This is a genomic window from Nakamurella aerolata, assembly GCF_013002705.1.
Taxonomy (GTDB): Bacteria; Actinomycetota; Actinomycetes; order Mycobacteriales; family Nakamurellaceae; genus Nakamurella; species Nakamurella aerolata.
This window is the reverse complement of record NZ_JABEND010000005.1, coordinates 1-25,691: the sequence shown is the minus strand read 5'-3', so window position 1 is coordinate 25,691 and position 25,691 is coordinate 1. Positions and strand designations below refer to the sequence as shown.

Genomic DNA, 25,691 nt, shown 5'->3' with positions numbered 1-25,691 from the left:
CGGCGAGGGGGCGGGGCAGGATGGTCGGCGCAGCTCCAGGCGGCGGGGCGCCGGCTGCGCGGGAGGTCGGGTCAGCTCCAGGCGGCGGGGCGCAGGCTGTGGGGCACCAGCCGGTCCCACCACGACAGCGGGGCTGACTGAGCGATGCACTTCGCGACCACGTCGACGGCGTTGGCCAGCGACGGTTCGCCATGGGAACTCTGCGCCGGTCCCGCAGATGCGGCCCCACCAGCACCAGCACCGGCCCCAGCAGCTGCGCCGGACGCAGGTGTGTTGGCACCAGCATCAGCAGCACCACCAGCACCGGCAGCACCACCAGCACCGGCCGATCCGGCACCACCAAATGCTTCCGCGGAAGCGCCGGTGGCCCCGGTCGAAGCACCGCCCGCCGAACCACCGGCACCGGCCGAACCCCCGGCACTAACACCAGCGCCGGCGTACCACTCACGCTCGGCGGCCAGCACCAAGGATTTGAGGCGGGTTCTGGCCTGCTCGGTCAGCCGCGAGGTGCGGGCCAACCGGTTGGCGACCTCCCTGGACGATTCGGTGTCCGAGACCGGCAGCCCGTGATCACGCATCACGTCCTCCAGCTCCGCCCAGGCCGAGGTCGCAGCGGCCGGACCGCCGGCAGCGGCGGCCCGCAGCCGGCGGTTGCGCCGGCCCCGGCGCACCATGGTCGGAGCGGCGGCGAGGCCGGCGAGCACCAACACTCCCAGCCCGGTCCACCACACCGCGGCGGGGATCGCCGCGAGTCCGCTCGGGCCGTCGTCCTGGGAACCGGCCGCCGCCACCGCCGATGTCGGCGCCTGCGATCGGGTCGGGTTCTCGGTCTGGCCGCCGTCCGGCAGCTGCGCGTTGTTGTCGGCACCGGCGGCGGAGTCGGGAGCGCTCGACGGGGCCGCGCTGGACGTCTCGGGCGCCTGGCTGGCCCCGGCGTCGGTGCCGGTGTCCTCGGAGAAGCCTTGCTCGTTGCCCTGCCCGCCGACCAGCGGCGTCGGGTCGAACCGCACCCAGCCGTTGTTGTCGAACCGGACCTCGACCCAGGCGTGCGCGTCGTTGGTGGTGATCTGGTAGGTGCCGTCCGCCACCTGGGTGCCCTGGGTGAAGCCCACCGCGACCCGGGCCGGGATACCGAGGGTGCGCAGCATCACCGCCATGGTGGAGGCGTAGTGCTCGCAGTAGCCCTGCTTGTCGGTCAGGAAGTCGGTCAGCGGATCGCCGGTGGTCTGCGCCGGGGCCTGCAGCGAGTAGCGAAAACCGTTGGCCGGGTTGGTGAACCAGCGGCGCAGCGTGTCAGCCTTGTCGAACGGTGTGCTGGCGTCGGCGGTCACCTGCGCGGCGGTGGCCCGCACCATTTCCGGGACGACGGGCAGCGCCACCAGATTCGCATCGGCGGTGACGGTGTCGGCCTGCAATTGGGCAACGGTGGGCTCGGCGAAAGACCGCCGCAAGGTGTAGCTACCGGGATTTTGCCGTTGGTCGCTGTACACGGTGGCGGCCGCGGCGTCGTAGCGCCAGTTGCCCCGCATACCGTTGACGGCGGTGGCCTCCAGAAAGCTCGGCAGGAACCGGTCGGCGAACCGCTGCGAGGTGACCTGCACCTGCCGCTGGTCGGCGTCGGTCGGGTCCGTCGCCGGCAGGTTGCCGGACGCCGGGCCGTCGTCGACCAGTTCGGACGGCACCCACTCACCCTGCGACCCGCCGGCGTACCGACTCAGCGCGACGGTGCGCAGGTAGTCCGGCCGTTCCATGCCGGAAACCCGTAGCAGCTCAAGAGGTTCGGAGCGGCGCAGGTCGTTGGCCAGCGAGGTGAACGGGGACAGCCCGATCTGCCCTGGACCGCCCTCGGTGCCGCGCGGCAGCCGTCCTTCGGTGCCGATCGCGGTGATCGAATCGCCGGCGACGACGGCCGCCGCGGTACCGATGCCGGCCACCGCCAGCGCGCTGATCAGCACCCCGGTCGTCGCCTTGCCGCGCACCCGTGACCCCAGCCGTCCGGTCAACGCCAGCAGCAGCGCGTACAGCACCGCCGGCAGCGCAAACGACCACCACGGCAACTGTTCCGTCGCGATCGACGCCGGCACCGAGTACAGGCACAGCAGCGGCAGCGCCACCAGCGCGGGGGCTTGGGCCTCGGCCACCAGGAAGTCGACGATCAGCGCAGTGGCACCGACCGACAGGCAGATCAGAAAGCTCAGCTGCACCGACGACGGCGCCGGCGGTGAGTTCGCCAGGATCTGATCCCACGCACCGGTCAGCAGCTGGCTGGCTTCGGAGAACGCCGATGAGTTCGGGATGAACCCCCACCAGCCGGTGGTCGCGAACAGCCCGGTCAGCGCGCCGACCAGGCCGGCGAACTGCACCAGCACGGCCACCAGCGTCGGTGCCCGCAGCAGCCGGCACCCGACGCCGAGCAGCCAGATCACCGCCACCACCTCTACCAGCGGGGTGAAGAACCCGCCGCCGGCCACCACCGCGTTCAACGCGGTCGATGCGCCCAGCACCGCCAGCAACGCCACCAGCGTCGGCAACACCGCCAGCCGCCGGTCGCCGCGGGTGGGCGGCGGCTGGAACCCGTCCGGCTCGGCCGACGAGAACCCGCCAGGACCACCGGGTCCGCCAGGACCGCCGGGTCCGCCAGGTCCGCCGACGCTGCCGGCCCCGCCGGGGGGCCAGCTGCCCGGCTGCGGAATGCGTCGCGGCAGAGCGCGTGTCGGCTCTCCCGGTGCGCCGGCGGCCGGCAGCGTTGCCGTCATCGCCCGGCCGTCCCCACCCGCGCGAACGGTGCCGACGAGTGGCTGGCCGGGCCGGCACCGGCCAGGTCGGCCGCCCCGGCCGCGCCGGACCACTCGTTCGAGCTGCTGAGCCGGCAGGCCCGGCGCCAGGTGTCGGCCAGGTCGTCGCCGCGGCGCAGCACCGCGGTGCGCCAACCGGCGGCGTCCAGCAGCGATTCGGTGCGCCGGACGTCGATCGCGGCCCGCTGTCGGCCCGGCTGAGCTCCGGGCTGCGACCCGGGTACCGGCCCCGGCTCGAACCCGGGCCGGGTGCCGGGGAAGGGATTCCAGCTCTCCACGTCCAGCAGGATCGCGACGGCCTGCACACCCCGCGGGCGGGTGGCGATCAACCGCAGCACCGACGCCTCGTCCACCGCCCCGAGCACGGCGATCACGGTGCCGGCGGTGCCCACCGGCGGCAGCTGCAGTTCGGCGTCATCGGTGGTCGGCTCCAGCAGCGCGAGCCCGGCGAGCACGTCGTCGGAGATGTCGTGGCCGTGGGCGATCACCTGGCCGGCGTGGCCGAGGAGGGCCAGCTCGTGGTCGCTGTCCAACAGGTGCAGGCTGATCGACGCCGCGAGGGTGATGGACACCTCCAGGCTGCTGTCCCGGCCGGTGCCGCGGTGCGCCTCGGCCCGGTGGTCCAGCAGCACCAGCGCGCCGCCGTGCGAGACCGGTTCCTCAAGACGCACCATCAGATCGTCGTGCCGCGCCGATGCGCGCCAGTGGATGGTGCGGATGTCGTCTCCGCTGCGGTATTCGCGGACGGCGACGTCGGGATCGCCGCCGACGGCACCGGCCACCGCCCGCCCGGACGCCGCGGACTGGTGGCCGGCTCCGACCGGCAGCCCGGTCAGCGTCACCGGCGCCGGCACCACCAGCACCTCGGCGCGGGAATCGATGGTGTGCACGTCTTCCCAGAGCCCGAAAGGATCGGCGATCCGCAGCATCGGCGAGCCGATCACGAACCGCCCGCGGCGGCTGGCATACAGCGGATAGCTGGCCTGCACCGGGCGTCCGGGACGAATGCCGGGCAGCACCAGCCTGGCGCCGGGCGTCAGGTCGGCGACCGGGGCAGCGGCAAACTCGAGAGTGGGACCGCCGCCGCCGGAACTGGCCAGCGTCACCACCACCTCGCCGGTGGTACCAGGTGACAGCCGATCCGGGTGAATCTGGTGCCGCGCAACAACTCTCGGCCGGCGCAACGAGGTGAACAGCCACGCCGCCAGCGGCAGCACCGCGGCCAGAATGCCGACCCGCAGCAGATCTCGCTCGTCCAGCAGGATGGCGCAGATGGCCGCGGCCAGCCCACCGGCGAGCAGGCAGCGACCCCTGGTGGTCATGCCCCGACCGAGATGCCAACTGCGCGACGAAGAATCAGCCACCGGTACCTCGGGGCACCCGCACCCGGCTGATCAAGCTCCGGACGATGTCGTCGGCCGAGCGGTGCGCGGCGTGCGCCTCGACGGTCAGCAGCAGCCGATGGCTGAGCACCGTTGGGGCCAGCCGGGCGATGTCGTCCGGCACCACGAACCCGCGTCCCTCCAGCGCCGCCGCCGCCTTGGCCGCCCGGCCCAGGTGCAGCACCGCCCGCGGGGAAGCGCCCAGCCGCACCTCGGGAGTCTGCCGGGTGGCTCCGATGATCTCGACGATGTAGTTGCGCAGTTCGGGCGCCAGGTGCACCTGGTTGACGCCGGCCACCATAGCGGCCACCGTGGCGATGTCGGTGACCGGGCGGATCGCGTCGAGCGGGTCGACCCGGTCGCGTTCGGCGAGCATCGCCACCTCCGACCGCGTGTCCGGGTAGCCGATGGCGGTGCGGGCCAGGAACCGGTCGCGCTGCGCCTCCGGCAGCGGGTAGGTGCCCTCCATCTCGACCGGGTTCTGGGTGGCCAGCACCAGGAACGGCCGGGCCAGCGGGTAGCTGGTGCCGTCGACGGTGACCTGCCGCTCCTCCATCGATTCCAGCAGTGCCGACTGGGTTTTCGGCGATGCCCTGTTGATCTCGTCGGCGACGACGATGTTGGCGAACACCGGTCCCGGCCGGAACTCGAACTCGCTGGTGTTCCGGTCGTACACGCTGACGCCGGTGACGTCACTCGGCATCAGGTCAGGGGTGAACTGGACGCGGCTGACGGAGCCGTCAATGGACCCGGCGAGCGCCTTGGCCAGGCTGGTCTTGCCGGTGCCCGGCACGTCCTCGATCAGCAGGTGGCCCTCGGTGAGCATGGAGATGGTGATCAGCCGGATGGCCTCCGGCTTGCCCAGCATCACGGTGCCGACGGAGTTGGCGATCTGCTGGCCGACCCTGGCGATCCCCTCGACTCCGAGCGCCCCCTGTTGCGGGGCGGGAGCGCGACGCTGCTGGCGGGACGGGCGGGCCGGAGCGTCGTCGGGCGCGGCCTGCTGCTGCGCCGGGCCCGCGGGCTGGTTGCCCGGTCGGCCAGCGAACCGTTGCTCCGCCGGACCGGCCGGTGGCATCGCGGTGTGGCCCTGCGACCCGGAGCCGGGCCAGTCGCCGCTGCCGTTGCCGAGGTACTGCTCGCCGGCCGGTGCCCCGGCCGGCGCCGCCGGCCCTGGCTGCTCGGCAGCAGGCGCCGGATGGTCGGTACGGGACAAGTGCTGGGCCACGAAGGCCTCCTGACGAGGTGCAGAGCGAGCAGGCGGGTCTGGAGTCAGCTCAGGTTCAGTTGGGATCGCTCAAGCCAGTGTGCCAAATGCGGAGGTCGCGCCACAGGGGAGCGAGCGCATCGGTCCGGACGAGCGGCGCTGTCCCGGTCCGACGCTGCGCCCTGCCGGAGTCCAGCTCGGGCCCCGACGGTGCCGCGCCGACGGTGCCGCGCCGACGGTGCCGCGCCGGTGGTGCCGGGCGGCCGCCCGGGCTGCTCATGACCCCGGCGACCGTTCCCCAGCCGACCCACCGTGCCCCACCCACCGACCCACCGTGCCCCACCTGCCGACCCACCGTTCCCCACCGGCCGACCCACCGTGCCCCACTCGGACGCCGCATCAGTGCCGGCCAGATTCATACCAGTGGCCGCGAGGCGCGCGAAAGGGCCGCAAAACCGCGGCTCTCGACTCGCTCGGGGCCACTGGTAGGAATCCCCGGCGCCTGGCGCCCCACCCAGCCCCACCACCGACCGAACCGCACTGACCTGCGGATTTGCGCTCCGCGCCTACCCGATCCGGGCGCGGTCAAGAAACTTGGTGGCAAATCGGGGTGGAAAGTGGCGCGAAGTGGGGGACTGTGGCACAGTTTGCTGCAACACGGGCAACAGGCAGGGCAGTGAGCTGGAGGAGGCCGGGAGGTGCAGTGGCAATACGCGATTACTTCTCCGGCTCGGCCGAGGTCCGGATGGACGACAAGGGTCGCGTCACACTGCCCGCGCGCTACCGGGCAGCATTCTCGGCGGGCGTCATGCTGACCAAGGGCCAGGACCGCTGCCTCTACGTCTTCACCGAGGACGGCTTCGAACGCTTCGCCGCCGGCGCCATCGACGCCGACATCACCGACGAGAAGGCCCGCGGTTTCCAGCGTTACCTGCTGGCCAACACCGAAGCCATCGAGCCGGACGGCCAGGGCCGCATCGGCATCCCCGCACGGATGCGCGAGTACGCCGGGCTCACCAAGAACGTGGTGGTGGCCGGGGCCGGCCGCCGGATGGAGATCTGGAACGCCGACGAGTTCGCCGCCTACCAGTCCGAGCACGAATCGCCGTTCGTCAGCCCGGAAAGGGGGCTGCTGAACCCTCCGTAGCCACCGAGCCGCCGGCCCGACAGCGCACCTGCCGCCCGGCCTACACCCGCCGACCCCTGGCGCGCCTTCCCCCGCGCCAGGTGCGGCGGGTGGGGACCAGGAAGCAGGACCGCCCAGCCGAACGGCTCACCAGCAGCAGCCGCACCACCGTTCCACCCATCCCGCCGATCAGCAGCCGATCACTCTCAGCCATCCGACCCGGGAAAGGGGGAAAGGTGAGCGACCAACCGACGCCGGGCCAGCAGCCGGCATCGCAGCCCGCCCCGGTCGCACCTGCCGATCCCGCACTGGATCAGCTGCATGTGCCCGTGCTCGCCGAGCGGGTCGGCGAGCTGCTCGCCCCGGCGCTGACCGGGCCGGACGCCGTGCTGGTCGACGCCACGCTCGGCATGGGCGGGCACACTATCCGGCTGTTGCAGGCCCACCCCGAACTCACCGTTGTCGGGCTCGACCGCGACCCGGAGGCGCTGCGCATCGCCGGCGACCGGATCGCCGCTGCCGGCCTCGCCGATCGCGCTTACCTCGTGCAGGCCGTCTACGACGAGATCGCCGACGTGGTCAGCGATCTCGCCGATCGCGGGAGGGTCGGCGCGCCCAGCGTCGCCGGTGCGTTCTTCGATCTCGGGGTCTCGTCGCTGCAGCTGGACCGGGCCGATCGCGGCTTCGCCTACGCCCAGGACGCCCCGCTGGACATGCGGATGGACCCGACCGTCGGGGTCACCGCGGGGGAGCTGGTCAACAGCTACTCGGCCGGCGAGCTGGCCAGGGTGCTGCGCGAATACGGCGAGGAACGGTTCGCGCCGCGGATCGCTGCCGCGATCGTCCGGCGCCGCGAGAAGCAGCCGTACGCCTCCAGCGCCGAGCTGGTGCAGACCATCAGAGAGGCCATCCCGGCCGCTGCCAGGCGCACCGGCGGCAACCCGGCCAAGCGCACCTTCCAGGCGCTGCGCATCGAGGTCAACGACGAGTTGGGCGCGCTGCGGCGGGCCATTCCGGCGGCGCTGAGCTGCCTGGACGTCGGCGGCCGCATCGTGGTGCTGTCCTACCACTCGCTGGAGGACCGCATCGTCAAGCGTGCGCTGGCCGCCCTGACCGTGTCCACCACGCCGCTGGACCTGCCGGTCGAGCTGCCGGGCACCGGTCCCGAGCTGCGGCTGCTGGTACGCGGCAGCGCCGCCCCCACCGAGTCCGAAATCGCCGAGAACCCGCGGGCCGCATCGGCGCGGCTCCGCGCCGCCGAACGCATCCGGAGAGCCGCATGACCACCACAGCACCCCGCCCCACCCGGTCCCGCCCGGCTGCGCCCTCCACCCCGGGGTCGACCAAGACCGCAGGGTCGAAAACCGCTGCTACCAAGGCATATGACAGGCGGGACAGACGCCTGCAGCGGCTGGCCGCGATGGACACCGGCACCGACCCGGTGCTGTTGCGGGTCGGCCGCCCGCTCCGCGAGCGACTGGCAAGGGTGCCGTTCGTCATCGCGGTGATCGCGCTGCTGGCCTTCGCGACCGCCTCGGTGCTGTACCTGAACACCCGCTCCGACCAGACCGGCATTCAGATCAGCAACTCGCAAGAACGCTCCGGTGAGCTGCGCACCGACATTGAGGCGCTGGAACGCGAAGTGGCACAACTGGATTCGCTGGCCAGGATCGCCGCCGAGGCGACCAAGCTCGGCATGGCACCGACCGACGACGTCACCGTGATCGACGCCAGCGGGCCCAAACCCAAGGTCATCGAACTCACCACGCCGGGGCAGGAGCCGGGTCAGTGAGCGCCGGACGCCCATCGGCCGGCCACGGCCGCGGGTCTCGGGACAGCGGTTCGCAGCAGGCGCGCGGGTCCCGTCCGACCCGGAACACCGTGCCGCGCAGGGAATCAGCGCCCGCCGCTCGCACCGACCGCCCGGCCCGCAGTGACCGCCCGGCCCGCAGTGACCGTCCCGCCCGCACCGACCGTCCCGCCCGCACCGACCGTCCGGCCCGCACCGACCGTCCGGCCCGTGGCGAGCGTCCGGCCAGCGGCTCGAAGCCCGGCGCCAAGCGCGCACCCCAGCGCGGACACGGCAGCGCAGGCGGCGCCAGGGTCGTCGCCTCACCGCGGCCGGCCCGCAAGGTGAAGTCGGTGCGGGGCCGGCGGGTCAAGCGCTCCCGCGGAGTCAAGGCCAACCTGCCGCGGCGCGGCAACATCGCGCTGGCGGTGCTGCTCACCCTGCTCGCCGGCGTTTTCGCCAAGCTGGTGTGGGTGCAGGGCGTGCAGGGCAACGCCTGGGCCGCGGCCGGTGACCAGATTCGCGACCGCACCGTCACCCTGACGGCACAGCGCGGCCTGATCACCGACGCCGACGGCACGCCGATGGCGTTCACCATTGAGGGTGCTCGACTTGCGGTGCGCCCCAAGCTTTTCCAGGACAAGGCCCAGCGTGACGCGGTGGCCGCGGTGATCTGGTCCCAGCTGCAGGGCAGCACCGCGGCCGAGGGCATCAGTCAGGCCAAGATCCGCAAAGACCTCGACCAGACCGGCAAGAAGTACCTCTACGTCGCCGACAACCTGATGCCGGCGCAGGCCGAGGCGGTGCTTGCCAAGGTCCGCCCGCTGCTGCTGGACAAGAAGTACAAGCTCAGCGTCAAGCAGCAGAACCAGGCGCTGAACGCCGTCGTCACCGAGTCGCAGCAGATGCGGCAGTACCCCAACGCCGGCATCGCCGATCCGCTGATCGGCTCCACCGGCTGGGACGGTCACGGCCTGGCCGGCATCGAGAGCCACTTCGACGCGCTGCTGGGCGGCAAGGACGGCTCCCGCACCGAGCAGTACTACCCGGGCGGCGCCGCCATTCCCGGCACCGTCAGCCAGCAAAACCCGGCAAGGGACGGCAGTTCCATCCAACTCAGCATCGATGCCGACCTGCAGTACACCGGGCAGCAGTTGCTCGCCAAGGCCGTCGCCGATTCCGGTGCCAAGGGCGGAACCATGGTGGTGATGCAGGCCGATACCGGCCTGGTCCCGGTGATGGCCAGCTACCGGCCGGGTGAGGATCCGAAGAAGACCGGAAACCTGGCGGTCTCCACCCCGGTCGAGCCTGGCTCGGTGGCGAAGGTGGTCACCATGGCCGCCGCGCTGGACAAGAAGCTGATCACCCCCGACACGGTGTTCACGGTGCCGGACAAGATCGAGATGGGCGGCATCACCGTCGGCGACGCCTGGGGCCACGTACCGGTGGACATGACGGCGACCGGCATCCTCGGCAAGTCCAGCAACGTCGGCACCCTGATGATCGCCGAGAAGCTCGGCCCGCAGGTCTGGTACGACCAGATCCGCAAGCTCGGCATCGGCAGCAAGACCGGCATCCAGCTGAACGGCGAGTCCGCCGGCATCCTGTCCGACCCGTCGCAGTGGAGCGGCGCGACGTTCGCGAACGTGCCGATCGGGCAGGGCGTCGCGATGACGGTGCTGCAGCTCGCCTCGATGTACCAGGCGATCGCCAACGACGGGGTGCGGGTGCAACCATCGATCGTCAAGAGCACAACGACCGACGGCGTCACCACGCCGGCGCAACCCGGCAAGAAGACCCGCGCGATGAGCGCAACCGCCGCAGCGCAGCTGCGCACCATGCTCACCGCGACCGTGCAGCGCGGTTCGATGGCCTACGGCGGCACCGCACCGAAGGCCGCCATCGCCGGCTATCAGGTGGCCGGCAAAACCGGTACGGCGCAACAGATCGACCCGAAGACCAACGGCTACTCGCAGTCGCTGTACACCACCACATTCGCGGGGATGCTGCCGGCGGACAACCCCAAGTACGTGATCGCGATCGCGTTGGACCGGCCGGGCGGTGACCGCGAGGGTGGCGACAGCGCCGCCCCGCTGTTCCACGACTTCGGCAGCTACCTGATGAACGCGGCCAACGTACCGCCGTCGGCGAAGATGGCGCCGCTGCGGAAGCTGTACCCGAACCTGGGCGGGTAGCCTTGCCCGCCGTGCCGTCTGATTCCCGTGTCCCCGCCGGCCCCAGCGACCCGGCCGGTGGTAACCCGACCGCCGGAGCGGCTGGCGGCCCGACCGACCGACCGACCGGGCTCACCCCGGTGCCGCTGGCCGAGGTGGCGACCGGGCTCGACCCGGCGCTGGCCGTGCGGCTGGAACCGGGTTCTGTTGACCACCCGGCGGACGAGGTGGCGCTCAGCGGCGCAGCGGTCCGCGCGGCCGACTGCCGCCCCGGTGACCTGTTCGGTGCGCTGCCCGGTGCCAGGGTGCACGGCGCCGAGTTCGCCGGGCAGGCCGTCGCCGCCGGGGCGGTGGCGGTGCTCACCGACGCTGCCGGACGGGAACTGGTTCGCCAGCAAGGTCTTTCGGTGCCGGTGCTGCTCACCGAGCAGCCGCGGCGCGCGCTCGGGCCGGCCTCCGCGGCGATCTACCACCACCCGTCGGAGCGGCTGCAGATCATCGGCGTCACCGGGACGTCCGGCAAGACCACCACGTGCTTCCTGTTGGAGGCCGCGCTGCGGGCGCAAGGGCTCACCACCGGGCTGCTCGGCACCGTGATGACCCGCATCACCGAGCCGGACGGCACCAGCACCGAACTACCCAGCGCGTTCACCACGCCGGAGGCCCCCGATCTGCAGGCGTTGCTTGCGGTGATGTGCCAGCGTGGGGTCCAGGCGGTCGCCATGGAGGTGTCCAGCCACGCGCTGCAGCTCGGGCGGGTCGGCGGAACCCGTTACCGGGTAGGGGCTTTCGCCAACCTGAGTCAGGACCATCTGGACTTTCACCCCACCATGGAGGACTACTACCTGGCCAAGGCGTCGCTGTTCGACGGACAGCCCGCCGCGGCCGGCGGCACCCCGCTCGGTGCCGGTGTCAGCAACATCGACGACGAGTACGGTGCCCGACTGGCCGCCGAGCACCCCAGCCCCGGCGGCCGCCCGATGGTGACCATCTCGCCGGACGGTGCCGCCGCCGACTGGCGGCTGGAAGCGCTGACCGCCGACGCCACCGGCCGCCAGCAGCTGCAGATCGCCGGGCCGGACGGGCTGGCCCTGCAGACCGAGCTGGGGTTGCCTGGGCCGTTCAATGCCGGCAACGCGTTGCTGGCGCTGGCCTGTGTGCACGCCGCCGGTTACACCGATCCGTCGGCGATACAGGCAGCGGCGCAGGCACTTTCCGCCGTGCAGGTGCCTGGCCGGATGCAGCGGGTGGACGCCGGGCAGGATTTTCTCGCGGTGGTCGACTACGCGCACAAACCGGCGGCGGTGCGGGCGGTGCTCACCGCGGTGCGGGCGTCGGTGCCCGGCCGGGTGATCGTGGCGCTGGGCGCCGGCGGCGACCGGGACGCCGGCAAGCGGCCGCTGATGGGGCAGGCCGCCGTCGAGCTGGCCGACGTGGTGATCGTTACCGACGACAACCCGAGATCCGAAGTGCCGCACGAGATTCGCGCTGCCGTGCTGGAGGGTGCGCACCAATTGGGTGAGGACGAGCTGGGGGAGGCACGGCTGCGCGCGGACACCATCCTGGAGATCGGCGACCGTGCCGAGGCCATTGCGATGGCCGTCGCGCTGGCCGGTCACGGTGATGCTGTGGTGATCGCCGGTAAGGGCCACGAGACCGGCCAGGAGATCGACGGCGTCAAACACCCGTTCTCCGACCTGCGCCAGCTGGAATCCGCGCTGGGCGCGCGGTCGGGCGCCGGTGGCGTGGGATCGGCGGCCGAGTCGGCTGGGAAGGGTGAGTCGGTCGGGAAAGGTGAGGCGCCGCAATGATTCCGATGACGCTGGCCGAGATCGCCGAGGTGACCGACGCCACCCTGACCCCGTCGACGGCGGGTGACCTGCTGGTGGACGGACCGGTGGTGACCGATTCCCGGGAGAGCGGCCCGGGCGGGCTGTACATCTCAAGGATCGGCGAGCACGCCGACGGCCACCGTTACGCCGGTGCCGCCGTCGCGGCCGGTGCGGTGGCGGTGCTGGGCAGTCGGCCGCTGCGGGAGGACGACCTGACCGGGACGGACGCCGCGACGCCGGTGCCGCTGTTGTTGGTGGCCGACAACGACGCCGTGCAGGAGGCGTTCGCCCGGCTGGCCCGTGCGGTGATCGACCGGCGCCGCGAGCTGGCCGCCACTGAACATGCCGCGAATGCGGTCGACAGTGCCGCCGGGAACACCGATGCGGCAACGGGTTTCACCGTCATCGGGATCACCGGCAGCTCCGGCAAGACCTCCACCAAAGACCTGCTGGGCCAGGTATTGGCCACCGCAGGCGAGACGGTGGCCCCGGTCGGCTCGTACAACTCCGAGGTCGGCGTGCCCCTGACGGTGTGCCGCATCACCGGGCGCACCCGCTACCTGGTCGCCGAGATGGGTGCGTCCGGGCCGGGGCACATCCGCTACCTCACCGACATCGCGCCGCCGGACATCGGCATCGAGCTCAACGTCGGGTCCGCGCACCTGCTCGGGTTCGGCAGCGCCGACGCCATCGCCGAGACCAAGGCCGAGTTGGTCGCCGCCCTGCCGCCGGGCACGTCCGACGGTGCCGGCGGGCTTGCGGTGCTCAACGCCGACGACCCGCGGGTGGCGGCGATGGCCGAGCGCACCGGCGCCGAGGTGATCACCGTCGGGCTGGCCGCACCGGCCGGCACCGGCACCGCCGACGTCACCGCCGCCGATGTGGTGCTGGACGCGCAGGGCCGCGCCGGCTTCACTCTGACCGGGGCGGTGCTCGGCCTTGCCGACCCGATCGCGGTGCGGCTCGGGGTGTCCGGGGCGCACCAGGTCCGCAACGCACTGGCGGTGATCGTCGCCGCGCACCGTGCCGGGGTGGGCGTCCCGCAGATCGTCGAGGCGCTGGCCGCGGCCCGGCCGCTGAGCCGCTGGCGGATGGAGATCCACCAGCGCCAGGACGGCGTCACGGTGATCAACGACGCGTACAACGCCAACCCCGAGTCGATGGCCGCCGCGCTGCGTGCGCTCAGCGCCATGGGTGCCGCCGGTACTAACGGTGCCGCCGGGGTGGAGGGCAGTGGCGTCACCGGAGCAGGTACAGCCGGCCGGCGCACCGTCGCGGTGCTGGGCGGGATGCTCGAACTCGGCGCCGACGAGGCACGGCTGCACGCCGAGGTGGGCCGGCTGGCCGCCGAGCTGGGTGTTGCGGTGCTCGTCACCGTCGGCGACCTGGCCGGCAACATTGCCGACGGCGCCGCCGAGGCAACCGAGTCGGGGCGTCGGGCGTCCTCGGTGTCGGCACCGGCAGCGGCATCGGCACCGACGGCGGCAGCGGCAGCCGACCAGGGCGCACGTCCGCAGATCATCAGGGTGGCCGACGCGGACACCGCGCGCGACGAGCTGAAGCGGCTGCTGCAGCCCGGCGACGTTGTGTTGTTCAAGTCCAGCCGCGACAGCGGGCTGCGTTACCTTGGCGACGCCGTCGCCGGCGAGACCGGAGCGGCACCGTGACCCCCGAACCGGCGCGCGGAGCGTCGGGGAGCCGGACCCAGCGGCGGGCCGATCGCCGCTAGGGTGAGCAACCGACTCGGATGCCCAGCCACCCGACCGAGCCGGGCCATCCGAACTGGCCAGCAGCCGCCCGACAGCCAGCCACCAGAACAGCCAGCCACCCGACAGCCACTGACCTGAAAGGCCAGGAACCGAACCGGTGAAGAACATCTTGATCGCCGCGGTGGTCGGCCTCGCCGTCGCGATCACGCTCACCCCTTACCTGATCAAGGTGTTCTCCCGCATCGGCTTCGGGCAGGAGATCCGCGAGGACGGACCGCAGTCACACAAGGTCAAGCGCGGCACCCCGACCATGGGCGGCGTCGCGATCATCACCGCGATGTGGGCCGGCTACCTGGCGACCATCGTCGTCAACTGGATCGGCGGCGACGGCGGCGGCCCGACGGCGTCGGCCTGGTTGCTGCTGTACCTCACCACCGGGCTCGGCCTCGTCGGCTTCCTGGACGACTTCATCAAGATCCGCAAGAAGCGCAACCTCGGCCTGAACAAACGGGCCAAGCTGGTCGGGCAGCTGCTGATTGCAATCAGCTTCGGGATTCTTGCGCTGATGTTCCGCTCGTCGCACAGCGGGCTCACCCCGGCGTCGACGCACCTGTCGTACACCCGTGATCTGGCCTGGCTCAGCTTCGGCACCGTCGGCTTCGTGCTGTTCGCCGTCATCCTGATCTCGGCGTGGTCCAACGCGGTCAACTTCACCGACGGGCTCGACGGCCTGGCCGCCGGCAGCTCGGTGATGGTGCTGGGCAGCTACGTGTTCGTCGCCTTCTTCCAGTTCCGCAACTCCTGCGTCGAGGGTGTGCTGGCCAGCGGCTGCTACCAGGTGCGCGACCCGCTCGACATCGCGGTGGTCGCCGCTGCGGCGCTCGGCGGCTGCATCGGATTCCTGTGGTGGAACGCGCATCCGGCCAAGATCTTCATGGGTGACACCGGTTCGCTGGCGCTCGGCGGGATGGTCGCGGGGCTGAGCATCTTCACCAAGACCGAGCTGCTGATGGTGGCCATCGGCGGACTGTTCGTGATCGAGATGATCTCCGACATCATCCAGATCGTGGTGTACAAGACCCGCAAGGTGCGGGTGTTCAAGATGGCGCCCATCCACCACCACTTCGACCTGGCCGGCTGGCCGGAAACCACGGTGTTGGTGCGGTTCTGGCTGTTGGCGGCGATGGCCGCGGCGCTCGGCCTCGGGCTGTTCTACGCCGACTGGCTCAGCGTCAGCGGCACCTGACCGCGATGAGCGACCTGCAGGATCCGCCGCCAGGGCTGCCGGGCCGCGGCAACGTGGTGCTGGCCGCCGGAGTCGGCGTGACCGGACTGCCGGTGGTGCGGCTGCTGCTGCGGCTGGGCTGCCGGGTGCTGGCCACCGCGAACCGGACCCCGCCCGCTGAGCTGTTCGAGTTGGCTGATGGTGCTGACGGCGCTCGCGGTGCTGACGGCGCTCACGGTGCAGTGGGCACTGACGGCACTGTGACGTTTCTGGGTGATCCGCAGGAGCTTCCGTCCGGCCCGGACGCACCAGATCTGGTGGTGACGTCGGCGGGGATCCCGCCGCATCACCCGCTGCTGGCCGCGGCCTACGCCGCCGGCATCGACGTGATTGGTGAGGTGGAGCTGGCCTGGCGGCTGGACCACGCCGGCGCTGCTGGTGCTGGTGCTGGCGCTGGCGCGGCTGGTTCCGGAGCTGCAGGTCCAAGCGCTGCTGATTCCGGTGCCGAGCACGCGCCGCGCGACTGGCTGGTGGTGACCGGCACCAACGGCAAGACCACCACCATCGGGATGCTGGCGGCCATGCTGCGCTCCGGAGGCAAGCAGGTGACGGCCAGCGGCAACGTCGGCTGGCCGGTGCTGGAGGCGGTGCTCGCCGGTTCCGCGGACGCCGGTTCCTTGCCCGACCGACCGGCAAAACACCAGGCCGCGCCGGGCCGGCAGGACGTGGTCGCCGCCGAGCTGTCCAGCTTTCAGCTGCACTACGCGCCGAGCCTGCACCCGACCGCCGGTCTGGTGCTGAACCTGGCCGAGGACCATCTGGACTGGCACGGTTCGATGGCCGGGTACGCCGCCGACAAGGCCCGCGCGCTGACCGGCGACGTCGCGGTCGCCGTCGTCGACGACCCAGGGGCCGCCGCCCTGCTGGCCCAGTCGCCGGCGCCGCTGCGGGTGGGCGTCACCCTGGGTGAACCGGCGCCCGGCCAGATCGGCGTCACCAGCGGCGGTGTGGTGGGGAGCCGCAATGGGGACAGCGGCGGTGTGGTGGGGAGCCGCAATCAGCACAGCGGGTCGGTGGTGGAGAACGCTGTTGCGTGGCCGCACGACGCTGCCCCCGCCGAGCGCGAGTTGTTCGCGGTGGCCGACCTGCCCCTGCCGGGGGACCACAACCTGAGCAACGCGATCGCCGCGGCGGCGCTGGCCCGCGCGGTCGGCGTCCCACCCGAGGCGATCGCCGCCGCGGTGCGCGAGCTGGCGCCCGGCGCGCACCGCAACGAGCCGGTCGCGACCGTCGTCCTGCCAGGGGGCGAAACCGCGGGCGGCACCGTCACTTTCGTCAACGACTCCAAGGCCACCAACCCGCACGCCGCCGCGGCGTCACTGCTTGCCTACCCGCGGGTGGTGTGGCTGGCCGGCGGGCAACTCAAGGGCGCGTCGGTCGACGAGTTGGTGCGGCAGGTCGCCGACCGGCTCGCCGGGGTGGTGCTGTTCGGGGTGGACGCGCCGCTCATTGCGCAGGCTCTGCGCCGACACGCGCCCGATGTCCCGCGGATCGAACTGCCCAGCAACGACGATGAAACGATGCAGCGCGCGGTGAGCGCGGCGTGGCAGCTGGCCACCGCCGCCGGAGGGTGGCAGTCAGATGCTGCCGCCGGAGGGTGGCAATCAGATGCTGCCGCCGGAGAGGACGCACCTGAGGTGACCGAGCAGCCGCGTGATTCCGTCACCGTGCTGCTGGCGCCCACCGCGGCGTCGCTGGACATGTTTGCCTCCTACGCTGCGCGGGGGGAGGCGTTCGCTGCCGCCGCCCGCCAGCTCGCCGGGCAGGTCGGCCGGTGACGCCCGCCGCTGTCGGCCGCCGGCTCAAGGGCTGGCTGGACCGGCCGATGACGTCCTTCCACCTGGTGGTGGCGCTGATGTCGCTGCTGCTGGTGACCGGGCTGATCATGGTGCTGTCTTCGTCGTCGGTGGTGTCGTACACCTCGTGCCTGGCCAATCTGGGTCCGAAGGACGGACCGCAGGTCTGCGACAACTCGTCGTTCTCAGTGTTCCAGCGGCAGTTGATCTTTGCGGTGATCGGCGCCATCGGTTTCATGGTGGCGGTGCGGCTACCGGTGCGGGTGGTGCGGGCCTGGTCAACGGCCTTCGTCATGGTCAGCCTGGTGCTGTTGGCTGCGGTGCTTGTCGTCGGCAAGATGACCAACGGCGCGCGCAGCTGGATTTCGCTGGGCGGCGGATTCTCGTTGCAGCCCAGTGAGTTCGCCAAGCTCGCGTTGTTGCTGTGGGCGGCGCACGTTTTCGCCGCGAAGCGTTCGTCGCTGGGGTCTTTGAAGCAGTTGCTGATCCCGGTGATCCCGGTGGCCGGGTTGATCGCGCTGTTGGTGATGCTGCAGCCGGACCTGGGCACGCTGATTGTGCTGGCCATTGTGCTGGGCGCGGTGATGTGGTTCGCCGGGGCGCCGCTGTGGCTGTACAGCCTTGCGGCGGTGCTGGCCGTCGGCGGCATGCTGTACCTGGCCACCTCAGCCGACTACCGGATGGCGCGGCTGCTGGCGTTCGTCAACCCCGCGAAAGATCCGGACGCCAGCTTCCAGCTGTTCCAGGGTCTGTACGGGATGGGCCGCGGCGGCATTTTCGGTGTAGGGCTTGGTAATTCGGTGCAGAAGTGGCGCTGGTTGCCGTTCGCCGATTCCGATTTCATCTTCGCGATCATCGGTGAGGAGCTCGGGCTGATCGGCGCCGGCCTTGTCATCGCGATGTTCGCCGCGCTGGCCTACACCGGGCTGCGCATCGCCCGCCGCAATGTCGACCCGTTCGCCAAGATCGCCGCGGGGTCGATCACCGTGTGGCTGGTCGGGCAGGCCGCGATCAACATCGGTTACGTGGTCGGGGTGTTGCCGACGACGGGCCTGACGCTGCCGCTGATCTCTTCCGGCGGCTCGTCGCTGGTGGTGACCATGACGGCGTTCGGGGTGCTGGCCAACCTGGCCCGGCGGGAGCCGGCAGCGGCGGCCGCGCTGCATGCCGGTGGTCCTGGGCCGGTCGCCCGGTTCCTCGGTATTCACCCGCCCGAGCCGGGTTCTGGCAGCACCCCCAAGCGCACCGCGAAGAAGGTCGCCGCTCGGGCCGAGCGCAGGGCGGAAGCCAAGAAGCGCAAGGAGATCGCCGCTCGCGAGCGGGCCGACCGCCAGCGTGCCGACCGTCAGCGTGCTGAACGTGAGCGTGCCGGCCGGGCCGCGGTCACGGCCGAGAGCGGCGGCGGTCGTCGGCCGCCCGTCGGCCCGCGTGACGAGCGTTCGCAGCCCGGCCGCCCACGCGGCGATCGTTCCCGCGCAGCGAGTTCGGGTGCCGATCGTCCTGGTGCGGATCGTTCCCGCGGCGCGGGTTCGCGTGCCGGGAGTTCGCGTGCCGATCAGGCCGCCGGACGGCGGACCAAGCGTGGCGGTCAGCGGGTGGTCGCCGGTGGCCGGGCCGAGTCTCGATCGCGGACCGACCAACCCCGATCGCGACCGGAGCAACCGCCGCTCCGGCAACCGCGCAATGCCCCTTCCGGCCGGACCTCGCCGGTGTCACCGCCGACCGGTCGCGGTGGCCAATCCCGCACCCGGCAACCGAATCCGCCCAGCGATCCCCGCAGGCGCAGCGCATGAACTCTGAGAACGTGAACCCATCCAGCGTGAATTCGTCCAGCGTGAACCCACCCAGCGTGAATTCGTCCAGCGCGCAGTCATCCACTGCGCACTCGTCCGGCGCACATTCGTCCGGCGCGCGGCCGTCCGGGGTGAACCCGCCGACGGCACCGGGCCGCGATGCCGGCGCCGCCGGCAGTTCGAGCGCCGACCGGCGACCACTGTCGGTGTTGTTGGCCGGTGGCGGCACCGCGGGCCACATCCAACCGGCGCTGGCGGTGGCCGACGCGCTGCGCGCCGACGACCCCGCCGTGCAGATCGCCGCGCTCGGCACCCCACGTGGTTTGGAGACCACGCTGGTGCCGCAGCGCGGCTACGACCTCGAGCTGATCCCGCCGGTGCCGTTGCCGCGCAAGCCTTCCAAAGATTTGCTGACGCTGCTGCCGCGGCTGCGCAAGGCCATCAAGGCCACCCGCAAGGTGATGGCCGACCGCAATGTCGACGTGGTGGTCGGCTTCGGCGGCTACGTCGCGCTGCCGGCCTACCTGGCGGCGCGCCGCCGGGTGCCGATCGTCATCCACGAGGCGAACGCCCGCGCCGGGCTGGCCAACAAGATCGGTGCCAGGTTCGCCACCACCGTCGCGGCTGCGGTCGAGGGCTCGGGGTTGGCGAACGCCAAGGTGATCGGCATCCCGGTGCGCCCGGAGCTGGCGAACCTGGACAGGGCAGCGCTGCGTGCGCAGGCCCGCCAGTTCTTCGGGCTCGACCCGGACGCGCCGACCCTGCTGGTATGGGGTGGATCGCAAGGGGCGCAACGCATCAACGACGCCGTCAGTGGCGCCGCGCCGCAGTTCGCCGCCGCCGGTGTCGGGGTGCTGCACGCCGCCGGCCGCAAGAATGAGATCACCCTGCCACCGGTGTCGTCGGCGTCGTCAGCGTCGTCAGCGTCATCGGCCCAGCCCGGGAAGAGTGCGCCGCCGTACGTCGTGGTGCCGTACCTGGACCGGATGGACCTGGCGTTCGCCGCCGCCGATCTGGTGCTCGGCCGTTCCGGGGCGATGACGGTCGCCGAGATCGGGGCGGTCGGGCTGCCTGCGGTGTACGTGCCGCTGCCGCACGGCAACGGCGAACAGCGGTTGAACGCGACCGGGCAGATCGATGCCGGCAGCGCGTTCGTCATCGACAACGCGGGCCTCACCGCCGAAGCCGTTGCCGAGCAGGTGATTCCGCTGTTGTCCGGCTCGGATCCCGCTGCGGCGCAGCGTTTCCGCAGCATGCAGCAGGCGGCCACAACGGTGGGTGGGCACGACGTCGGCGCCGAGCTGGCCGAGATCGTCACCGAGGCCGCCGAGTCCGGTCCGCGCCGGCACACCCGCTGGCGGGGGTGGCGCCGATGACGGGCGTCCCGCCCACTGGTCCCAGCACCGGTGCCGGCGATGTTTCGGGTGCCGGTGATGTTTCGGGTGCTCCCGGCGGTGTCTCGGGTGTCGGCAGCGCCGGCCGCTCGGCGATTCCGCTGACCAGCAGCGGGGTTTCGCTGGATCGGGTGCACCTGATCGGCGTCGGCGGCGCCGGGATGAGCGCGATCGCCCGGCTGCTGGCCGACCGCGGCGCGCGGGTGTCCGGGTCGGACGCCAAGGGCAGCCACATCGTGTCCGGCCTGTCGGCGCGCGGGGTGACGACCGCTATCGGGCAGCGCGCCGAGAACCTCGAGCTGCTCGGCGAGCCACCGACCGCGGTGGTGGTGTCGACCGCGATCCGGCCGGACAACCCGGAGCTGGCGGCCGCCCGCGAGCGCGGCATTCCCGTGGTGCACCGGGCAGAAGCGTTGGCGGCGTTGATGTCCGACCTGCGCAGCGTCTGCATCGCTGGAACCCACGGCAAGACCACCACCACCTCGATGTTGACGATGGCGTTGCAGCACGCCGGGCTGGACCCATCATTCGCGATCGGCGGCGAGCTCAACGAGTCCGGCGCCGGCGCGCACTACGGCACCGGTGACGTGTTCGTCGCGGAGGCCGACGAGTCCGACGGATCGTTCCTGGCGTTCACCCCGCACGGCGCGGTGATCACCAACCTGGAGCCCGATCACCTCGACCAGCACGGCACCGCCGAGGCCTACGCCGCGGTGTTCGATCAGTTCGTCGACCGGATCCAACCCGGCGGGTTCCTGGTCGCCGACGGCGACGACCCGGGGGTGGCGGAACTGCTGGAGCGGCTGGCCGCCGCGCCTGGTGCCGGGCCGCGGGTGATCCGCTACGGCCAGCGTGCGGGTGTCGACCTGCGCATCGGCCCGACCACGCGGGACGGGCACACCATCAGCGCCGAGGTCACGGTGCCCGGCGGGGCGCCGGTCCGGCTCGAGCTGCAATTCCCTGGTGAGCACATGCTTTTGGACGCCGCCGCGGCGCTGGGCGCCGGCCTCGAGCTCGGCGTCCCGGCGCAGACCATGGCCGAGGGGTTGGCGTCGTACTCGGGAGTGCGGCGCCGGTTCGAGTTCAAGGGCAGGGCCGGCGACGTCGCCGTGTACGACGACTACGCGCACAACCCGACCAAGGTGCGGGCGCAGCTGACGGCGGCCCGCGCGGTGGTGCCGGACGGCGGCCGGTTGGTGGTGGTGTTCCAACCGCACCTGTACTCGAGAACCCGGATGTTTGCCGACGAGTTCGCCGAGGCGCTCGGCCGGGCCGACGTGGCGGTGGTGCTGGATGTGTATGGGGCGCGAGAAGATCCGGAGCCAGGCGTCACCGGAGAGCTGATCAGCGGCCGGATCGGCGGCGACACCCAGGTGGTGTTCCACCCGCACCTGAGCAGCGCGGCCGGTGCGGTCGCCGAGCTGGCGCGGCCCGGCGACGTGATCATCACCATGGGCGCCGGCGACATCACCTCGGTGGGCCCGCTGCTGCTGGAAGCGTTGGCGGTCAAGGGATCCGGTGATCCTGCCGGTGCTGGTGATGATGCCGCTGGAACCGGACCTGCGGCGCGTGGGGAGGACGGCCGATGACGGCAACCACCGAGCGTCAGGAGCAGGGCGCGAGCAGGGCAGCGCGGCCGCGCTCGCCGCGCCGGCGCCGGAACTGGCCGTGGGTGCTGGCGTTCACACTGGTACTGACCCTGCTGGCGGGCGGCTGGTACGTGCTGTACCGCAGCAGCTGGTTGGCGGTCGGGCAGGTAACGGTGATGGGCGCCGATGCCGAAGTGTCGCAACAGGTTCGGCAGCGCACCGCACAAGAGATCGGCAAGCCGCTGGTGTCGGTCGATCTAGAGGCGTTGGACGCTTCGATCTCCGATATTCCGCAGGTGGCCGACGCGACGGTGACGCGGCGCTGGCCCGACCAGGTGCAGGTGACAGTGCAGCAGCGGGTACCGGTGGCGACCACTCAGGCCAACGGCCGCTGGTGGCTGATGGACTCCACCGGGCTGCCGTACCTGGCGCAGACCGGCCGGCCGGCGACGCTGCCGGTGCTGCAGTTGGCGACGCCTGGCCCTGGCGACCCCGCCACCAAGGCGGCCATCTCGGTGGCGAACAGCCTGCCGGAGTCGGTGTCCCGCTTGGTGTCCAGCATCACCGCCGGCAGCCCGTACGAGGTGGTGCTGGTGCTCGACGACGGTCGCAAGGTGATCTGGGGCGACGGCACCCAGGCGCAGCGCAAGGCCCAGGTGCTGGCGCTGTTGCTGAACGAGAAGGGGACAACGTTCAACCTGACCAACCCGGATCGGGTGACGGTCAAGTAGTTTCCCGGCCGGTTGCCGTCGTTGCGGACAGGGCGACCAACAAGTACCAACAAGTGAGGACAGCGATGAGCATGTATTGGATCGGCGGGTACACCGCCTCCGGCGACGGCGCTGCCACCGGGATCGCCGCCGTGGCAACGGAGCCCGACGGTCTGCTCGGTGACAGCTGGGACGTGGTCGAGGCGGACTCGCCGTCGTGGTTGACGGCGCATCCGCAGCTGCCGATGGTGTACGCGGCGCTGGAGATGACGGGTCAGGTGCAGGAGTTCTCGTCCGACGGCGAGGAGGGCCTGCGGCCGTGCGGCGACCCGGTGCCGGCCGGAGACATCGTGTGCCAGTTGACGTTTGTGCCGGAGTATTCGGCGCTGCTGGCGGCCTGTTACGGCGACGGGAAGCTGATCCGCTACGACGTCGATGCCGAGGGCGGGCTGGGGCAGTCGGCGGTGGGGGAGCCGGGGCTCGATCCGTATTCGCCGGAGCGTCCGCGGCAGTCCCGCGCGCACTCGTCGGTGTATCTGGGTGACGGCCGGGTGGCCAGCGCCGACCTGGGGCACGACACCATCCGCTTCTGGCGGTTGGACGATCAGGTGGGGCTGCTGGACGACGGAGCGGTGGTGTTGCCGGAGGGCAGCGGGCCACGGCACCTGGCGCTGCACCCGGACGGGCGGCTGTTCGTCGTGACCGAGTATTCGTGCGAGGTGATCACGCTGTCGCCGGACGCCGATCCGGACGGTGACGCCGAGGGCGTTGCCGAGGCTGGTGGCGGCTATGCGATCACCAGCCGAGTGTCGCTGTTGGAAGACACCGCCGAGAGCGCAGGTAGGGAGCCGGATGCGGCCGCCGAGCTGTGCTTGTCGGAGGACAACAGCAAGCTGTACGCCGGGGTGCGCAGCGCGAACCTGATCGTGACGCTGTCGGTTGACCAGGAACCCGCTGTGCTGTCGCGGGTTTCGTCCGGCGGCGACTGGCCCCGCCATCACCTGCCGACCACGCTGGGCGACCGCCGGGTGCTGCTGGTCGCCAACCAGCGTTCCGGCGACATCGCGGTGCTGCCACGTGACGCCGACGGACTGCCCGGCGAATCGGTGCAGCGGGTGCCCGCCGGTTCGCCGGCGTGTCTGTTGCCGAGCTGAGCGTCGCTAACGCCGGCGGGGTGGGCGGCCGCGACTGATCCGCAGCAGCACCGAGTCCACCCGCGGCGGCGGCCGGAAGGCCGACCGGGGGAGTGGCCGAACGATCTCCCCCCTGAACCGTCCCTGCCCGCGAGCGTTCAGCCCGCCCTCGACGACGCGCCGCGCGAACTGCCGCTGGACGACAATGTCCGCCTGCACCAGCAGGCTGTCGCGTGCCAGCAGCCGGCGAACGATCGCCGACGCGGAGGAGTACGGCACACTCGCGACGACCCGAAACGGCCGCTGCGGCAACCTGAACGCCGCCGCGTCGGTCACCAAGAGCCGGAAGTTCTCGTTGTCGCCGAACCTGCGCCGCAGCTGCTCGGCCCTGCGCCGGTGCAGTTCCACGGCGGTGACGCGCGCTCCCGCCCGCAGCAGCGGCGCCGCGAGCGCTCCCGCTCCCGCGCCCAGATCCACCACCACATCGCCCTCGCCGACGTCCGCCTCCGCGACCACCCGCCGCGCCCAGCTGTCAGTAAGCGGATGCCATCCCCACGCCCGCCGGCTCTCCCCGCCCGCGGACACGACGCACCATCACAAAGACCATGAACATGTCGCCCACGGTAGGGATCGCCGTTGGGTGTCGGCAACCAATTAAGGACCGCCGTTTCGTCGTGCGCCAACGGCGCGTGTACCCGGGTCACATCTGAGGCGTCAGACGGGTTGAAGTGCCACGATGTAGCCATGACCTGGGACGATCACCGCGACCTCGAGTTGCGCGTCGCTGCGATGGACTGGTTGGCCCGACGGACGGCAGACGGGTGTGACGCGTTGTCAACCGACGAGATCGCTGATTTCGAGTTCCAGGGGGTCGCCTTCCGACTCATGGATCGCCAGCTCGGGATCCGTAAGCCGAAGGAGCTTGTGGCGGCACTATCGATACGAACCGTCTGGCGTCGCAACGAGCAGGTTCGTCCATACGACGATGCAGTCGGAGCGGACGGGTTCCTGCGGTACAAGTGGCGCGGCAAGGACGGCAACCATTTCGAGAACCGCGCGCTTCGTCACGCAATGAATAAGCGGGCGCCACTGATCTGGTTCTGGGGCGTTGGCCCTGCCCAGTACAAGCCGATCTACCCTGTGTACCTCATCGGCGAGGAACCGGATTCGCATCAGTTCGTGGTCGCGACCGACGGCCTACAGTCCATGCAGCCGGAGTCTGTCATCGAGGAGACACTTCGTCGGTATGTTCGTGCTGAGGTGATGCGACGGCTGCATCAACCCGTGTTTCGAAGCATGGTGATGCGTGCCTACGAGTATCGATGCTCGGTCTGCGCTCTAGCGCACGCTGTCTTGCTCGACGCCGCGCATATTGTTGCGGATCGCCATGAACTCGGAGGCGCGGCCGTCCGAAATGGACTCGCCATGTGCAAGATTCACCATGCGGCCTACGACGCTGGCATCCTTGGTGTTACACCTGACCTTGACATCCAGATTCGCTCGGACATCCTGGTCGAGATCGACGGTCCCCTGCTCGAGCACGGGCTCAAGCGACTCCACGGCCAGCGGTTGCGGGCGTTGCCCAGGTCAAGAAGTGAGTGGCCAAACCCTGACCTACTGGCGCTTCATCATGAATCCTTCGCCCGGGGTGCCTAATCTCCAGTCGCGAAGCTTCCGTCGATACCCGCAGGTAGGATGCGTCGTCGCGGCACTGGTGGGCCCAGCATGTGCATTCGATATGCACGTAAGCTGGCTCTTCGACTTTCCGCGGGGTGGGTCGTTCATGCTGCGGTCGGTCGCTGTCGGGTGACGGCGATGTGGATCATGATGCGCCTTCGGTAGTTGGTCATGTTGCGGAACCCGCAGGCCACGCGTTTGGTTTGTTTGATGATCCGGTTGTAGCCCTCGGTACGGGCGTTGCTGACGCCCTCGGTCAGGGCGATCTGGATCGCGGGCCACCAGGTGTCGATCGTCGCG

General features: G+C 71.2%; 19 protein-coding genes. 14 read left to right on the top strand and 5 right to left on the bottom strand.

From position 1 onward, the window contains the following. Positions 1-71: 71 nt before the first annotated feature. The 3 genes from HKD39_RS10105 to HKD39_RS10095 are packed head-to-tail and all read right to left on the bottom strand — an operon-like array spanning position 72 to position 5,405. On the bottom strand, positions 72-2,756 hold the full coding sequence (locus HKD39_RS10105; protein WP_171199761.1) for a transglutaminase TgpA family protein: 2,685 nt from the start codon (positions 2,754-2,756) through the stop codon (positions 72-74). Then, on the bottom strand, positions 2,753-4,117 hold the full coding sequence (locus HKD39_RS10100) for a DUF58 domain-containing protein (protein WP_171199760.1): 1,365 nt from the start codon (positions 4,115-4,117) through the stop codon (positions 2,753-2,755). The genes HKD39_RS10105 and HKD39_RS10100 overlap by 4 nt, the downstream gene beginning before the upstream one ends. A gap of 34 nt (positions 4,118-4,151) precedes the next feature. After that, on the bottom strand, positions 4,152-5,405 hold the full coding sequence (locus HKD39_RS10095) for an AAA family ATPase (protein ID WP_343074671.1): 1,254 nt from the start codon (positions 5,403-5,405) through the stop codon (positions 4,152-4,154). A gap of 688 nt (positions 5,406-6,093) precedes the next feature. Between HKD39_RS10095 and HKD39_RS10090 the strand changes: the two genes are divergently transcribed. The 13 genes from HKD39_RS10090 to HKD39_RS10030 all read left to right on the top strand — a co-directional run bounded on the left by HKD39_RS10090 (position 6,094) and on the right by HKD39_RS10030 (position 23,735). Beyond that, complete coding sequence (locus HKD39_RS10090; RefSeq protein WP_343074680.1) at positions 6,094-6,531, top strand: division/cell wall cluster transcriptional repressor MraZ; 438 nt, start codon at positions 6,094-6,096, stop codon at positions 6,529-6,531. 287 nt (positions 6,532-6,818) lie between these two features. After that, a complete protein-coding gene (gene rsmH, locus HKD39_RS10085; RefSeq protein ID WP_212754435.1) occupies positions 6,819-7,793 on the top strand; it encodes a 16S rRNA (cytosine(1402)-N(4))-methyltransferase RsmH in 975 nt (324 codons plus the stop codon). Next, positions 7,790-8,302 carry a cell division protein FtsL gene (ftsL, locus tag HKD39_RS10080; protein WP_171199759.1) on the top strand — a complete coding sequence of 171 codons (513 nt, stop codon included), beginning with the start codon at positions 7,790-7,792 and terminating at the stop codon, positions 8,300-8,302. Before rsmH ends, ftsL begins: the two co-directional genes overlap by 4 nt. Further along, complete coding sequence (locus HKD39_RS10075; RefSeq protein ID WP_171199758.1) at positions 8,299-10,494, top strand: penicillin-binding transpeptidase domain-containing protein; 2,196 nt, start codon at positions 8,299-8,301, stop codon at positions 10,492-10,494. The genes ftsL and HKD39_RS10075 overlap by 4 nt, the downstream gene beginning before the upstream one ends. A gap of 11 nt (positions 10,495-10,505) precedes the next feature. Continuing rightward, positions 10,506-12,284, top strand: coding sequence for a UDP-N-acetylmuramoyl-L-alanyl-D-glutamate--2,6-diaminopimelate ligase (locus tag HKD39_RS10070; RefSeq protein WP_171199757.1), 1,779 nt, complete (start codon positions 10,506-10,508; stop codon positions 12,282-12,284). Further along, the gene (locus HKD39_RS10065; protein ID WP_171199756.1) at positions 12,281-13,972 is read left to right on the top strand and encodes a UDP-N-acetylmuramoyl-tripeptide--D-alanyl-D-alanine ligase; all 1,692 of its coding nucleotides are present in this window, start codon (positions 12,281-12,283) and stop codon (positions 13,970-13,972) included. The genes HKD39_RS10070 and HKD39_RS10065 overlap by 4 nt, the downstream gene beginning before the upstream one ends. 199 nt (positions 13,973-14,171) lie before the next feature. Next, positions 14,172-15,260: a phospho-N-acetylmuramoyl-pentapeptide-transferase gene (gene mraY / locus HKD39_RS10060; protein ID WP_171199755.1), complete on the top strand. Its 1,089-nt coding sequence runs from the start codon at positions 14,172-14,174 to the stop codon at positions 15,258-15,260. A gap of 5 nt (positions 15,261-15,265) precedes the next feature. Further along, positions 15,266-17,077, top strand: a complete 1,812-nt coding sequence (locus tag HKD39_RS19560; protein ID WP_246232405.1) for a Mur ligase family protein — start codon at positions 15,266-15,268, stop codon at positions 17,075-17,077. Then, positions 17,074-18,888 carry a putative lipid II flippase FtsW gene (gene ftsW / locus HKD39_RS10050; protein WP_171199754.1) on the top strand — a complete coding sequence of 605 codons (1,815 nt, stop codon included), beginning with the start codon at positions 17,074-17,076 and terminating at the stop codon, positions 18,886-18,888. Before HKD39_RS19560 ends, ftsW begins: the two co-directional genes overlap by 4 nt. 131 nt (positions 18,889-19,019) lie before the next feature. Continuing rightward, positions 19,020-20,264: an undecaprenyldiphospho-muramoylpentapeptide beta-N-acetylglucosaminyltransferase gene (gene murG, locus HKD39_RS10045; RefSeq protein WP_343074679.1), complete on the top strand. Its 1,245-nt coding sequence runs from the start codon at positions 19,020-19,022 to the stop codon at positions 20,262-20,264. Then, entirely contained in the window at positions 20,261-21,871 is a 1,611-nt protein-coding gene (gene murC, locus HKD39_RS10040) for a UDP-N-acetylmuramate--L-alanine ligase (protein ID WP_171199752.1), read from the top strand. Before murG ends, murC begins: the two co-directional genes overlap by 4 nt. Beyond that, positions 21,868-22,602 (top strand): cell division protein FtsQ/DivIB, encoded by a 735-nt coding sequence (locus HKD39_RS10035; RefSeq protein WP_171199751.1) that lies wholly within the window; start codon positions 21,868-21,870, stop codon positions 22,600-22,602. The genes murC and HKD39_RS10035 overlap by 4 nt, the downstream gene beginning before the upstream one ends. A 65-nt stretch (positions 22,603-22,667) precedes the next feature. Then, positions 22,668-23,735 carry a lactonase family protein gene (locus tag HKD39_RS10030; protein WP_171199750.1) on the top strand — a complete coding sequence of 356 codons (1,068 nt, stop codon included), beginning with the start codon at positions 22,668-22,670 and terminating at the stop codon, positions 23,733-23,735. Positions 23,736-23,741: 6 nt separating this feature from the next. Here HKD39_RS10030 and HKD39_RS10025 read toward each other — a convergent pair whose 3' ends face one another. Beyond that, a complete protein-coding gene (locus HKD39_RS10025; RefSeq protein WP_171199749.1) occupies positions 23,742-24,299 on the bottom strand; it encodes an rRNA adenine N-6-methyltransferase family protein in 558 nt (185 codons plus the stop codon). A 159-nt stretch (positions 24,300-24,458) separates the two neighbouring features. On the opposite strand from HKD39_RS10025, the gene HKD39_RS10020 reads away from it, so the two are divergent. After that, positions 24,459-25,370, top strand: a complete 912-nt coding sequence (locus tag HKD39_RS10020; protein ID WP_212754406.1) for an HNH endonuclease — start codon at positions 24,459-24,461, stop codon at positions 25,368-25,370. A gap of 125 nt (positions 25,371-25,495) precedes the next feature. Here HKD39_RS10020 and HKD39_RS10015 read toward each other — a convergent pair. Beyond that, positions 25,496-25,691 (bottom strand): transposase (locus HKD39_RS10015; protein WP_171199748.1); only part of this gene is annotated, 196 nt, incomplete at its 5' end.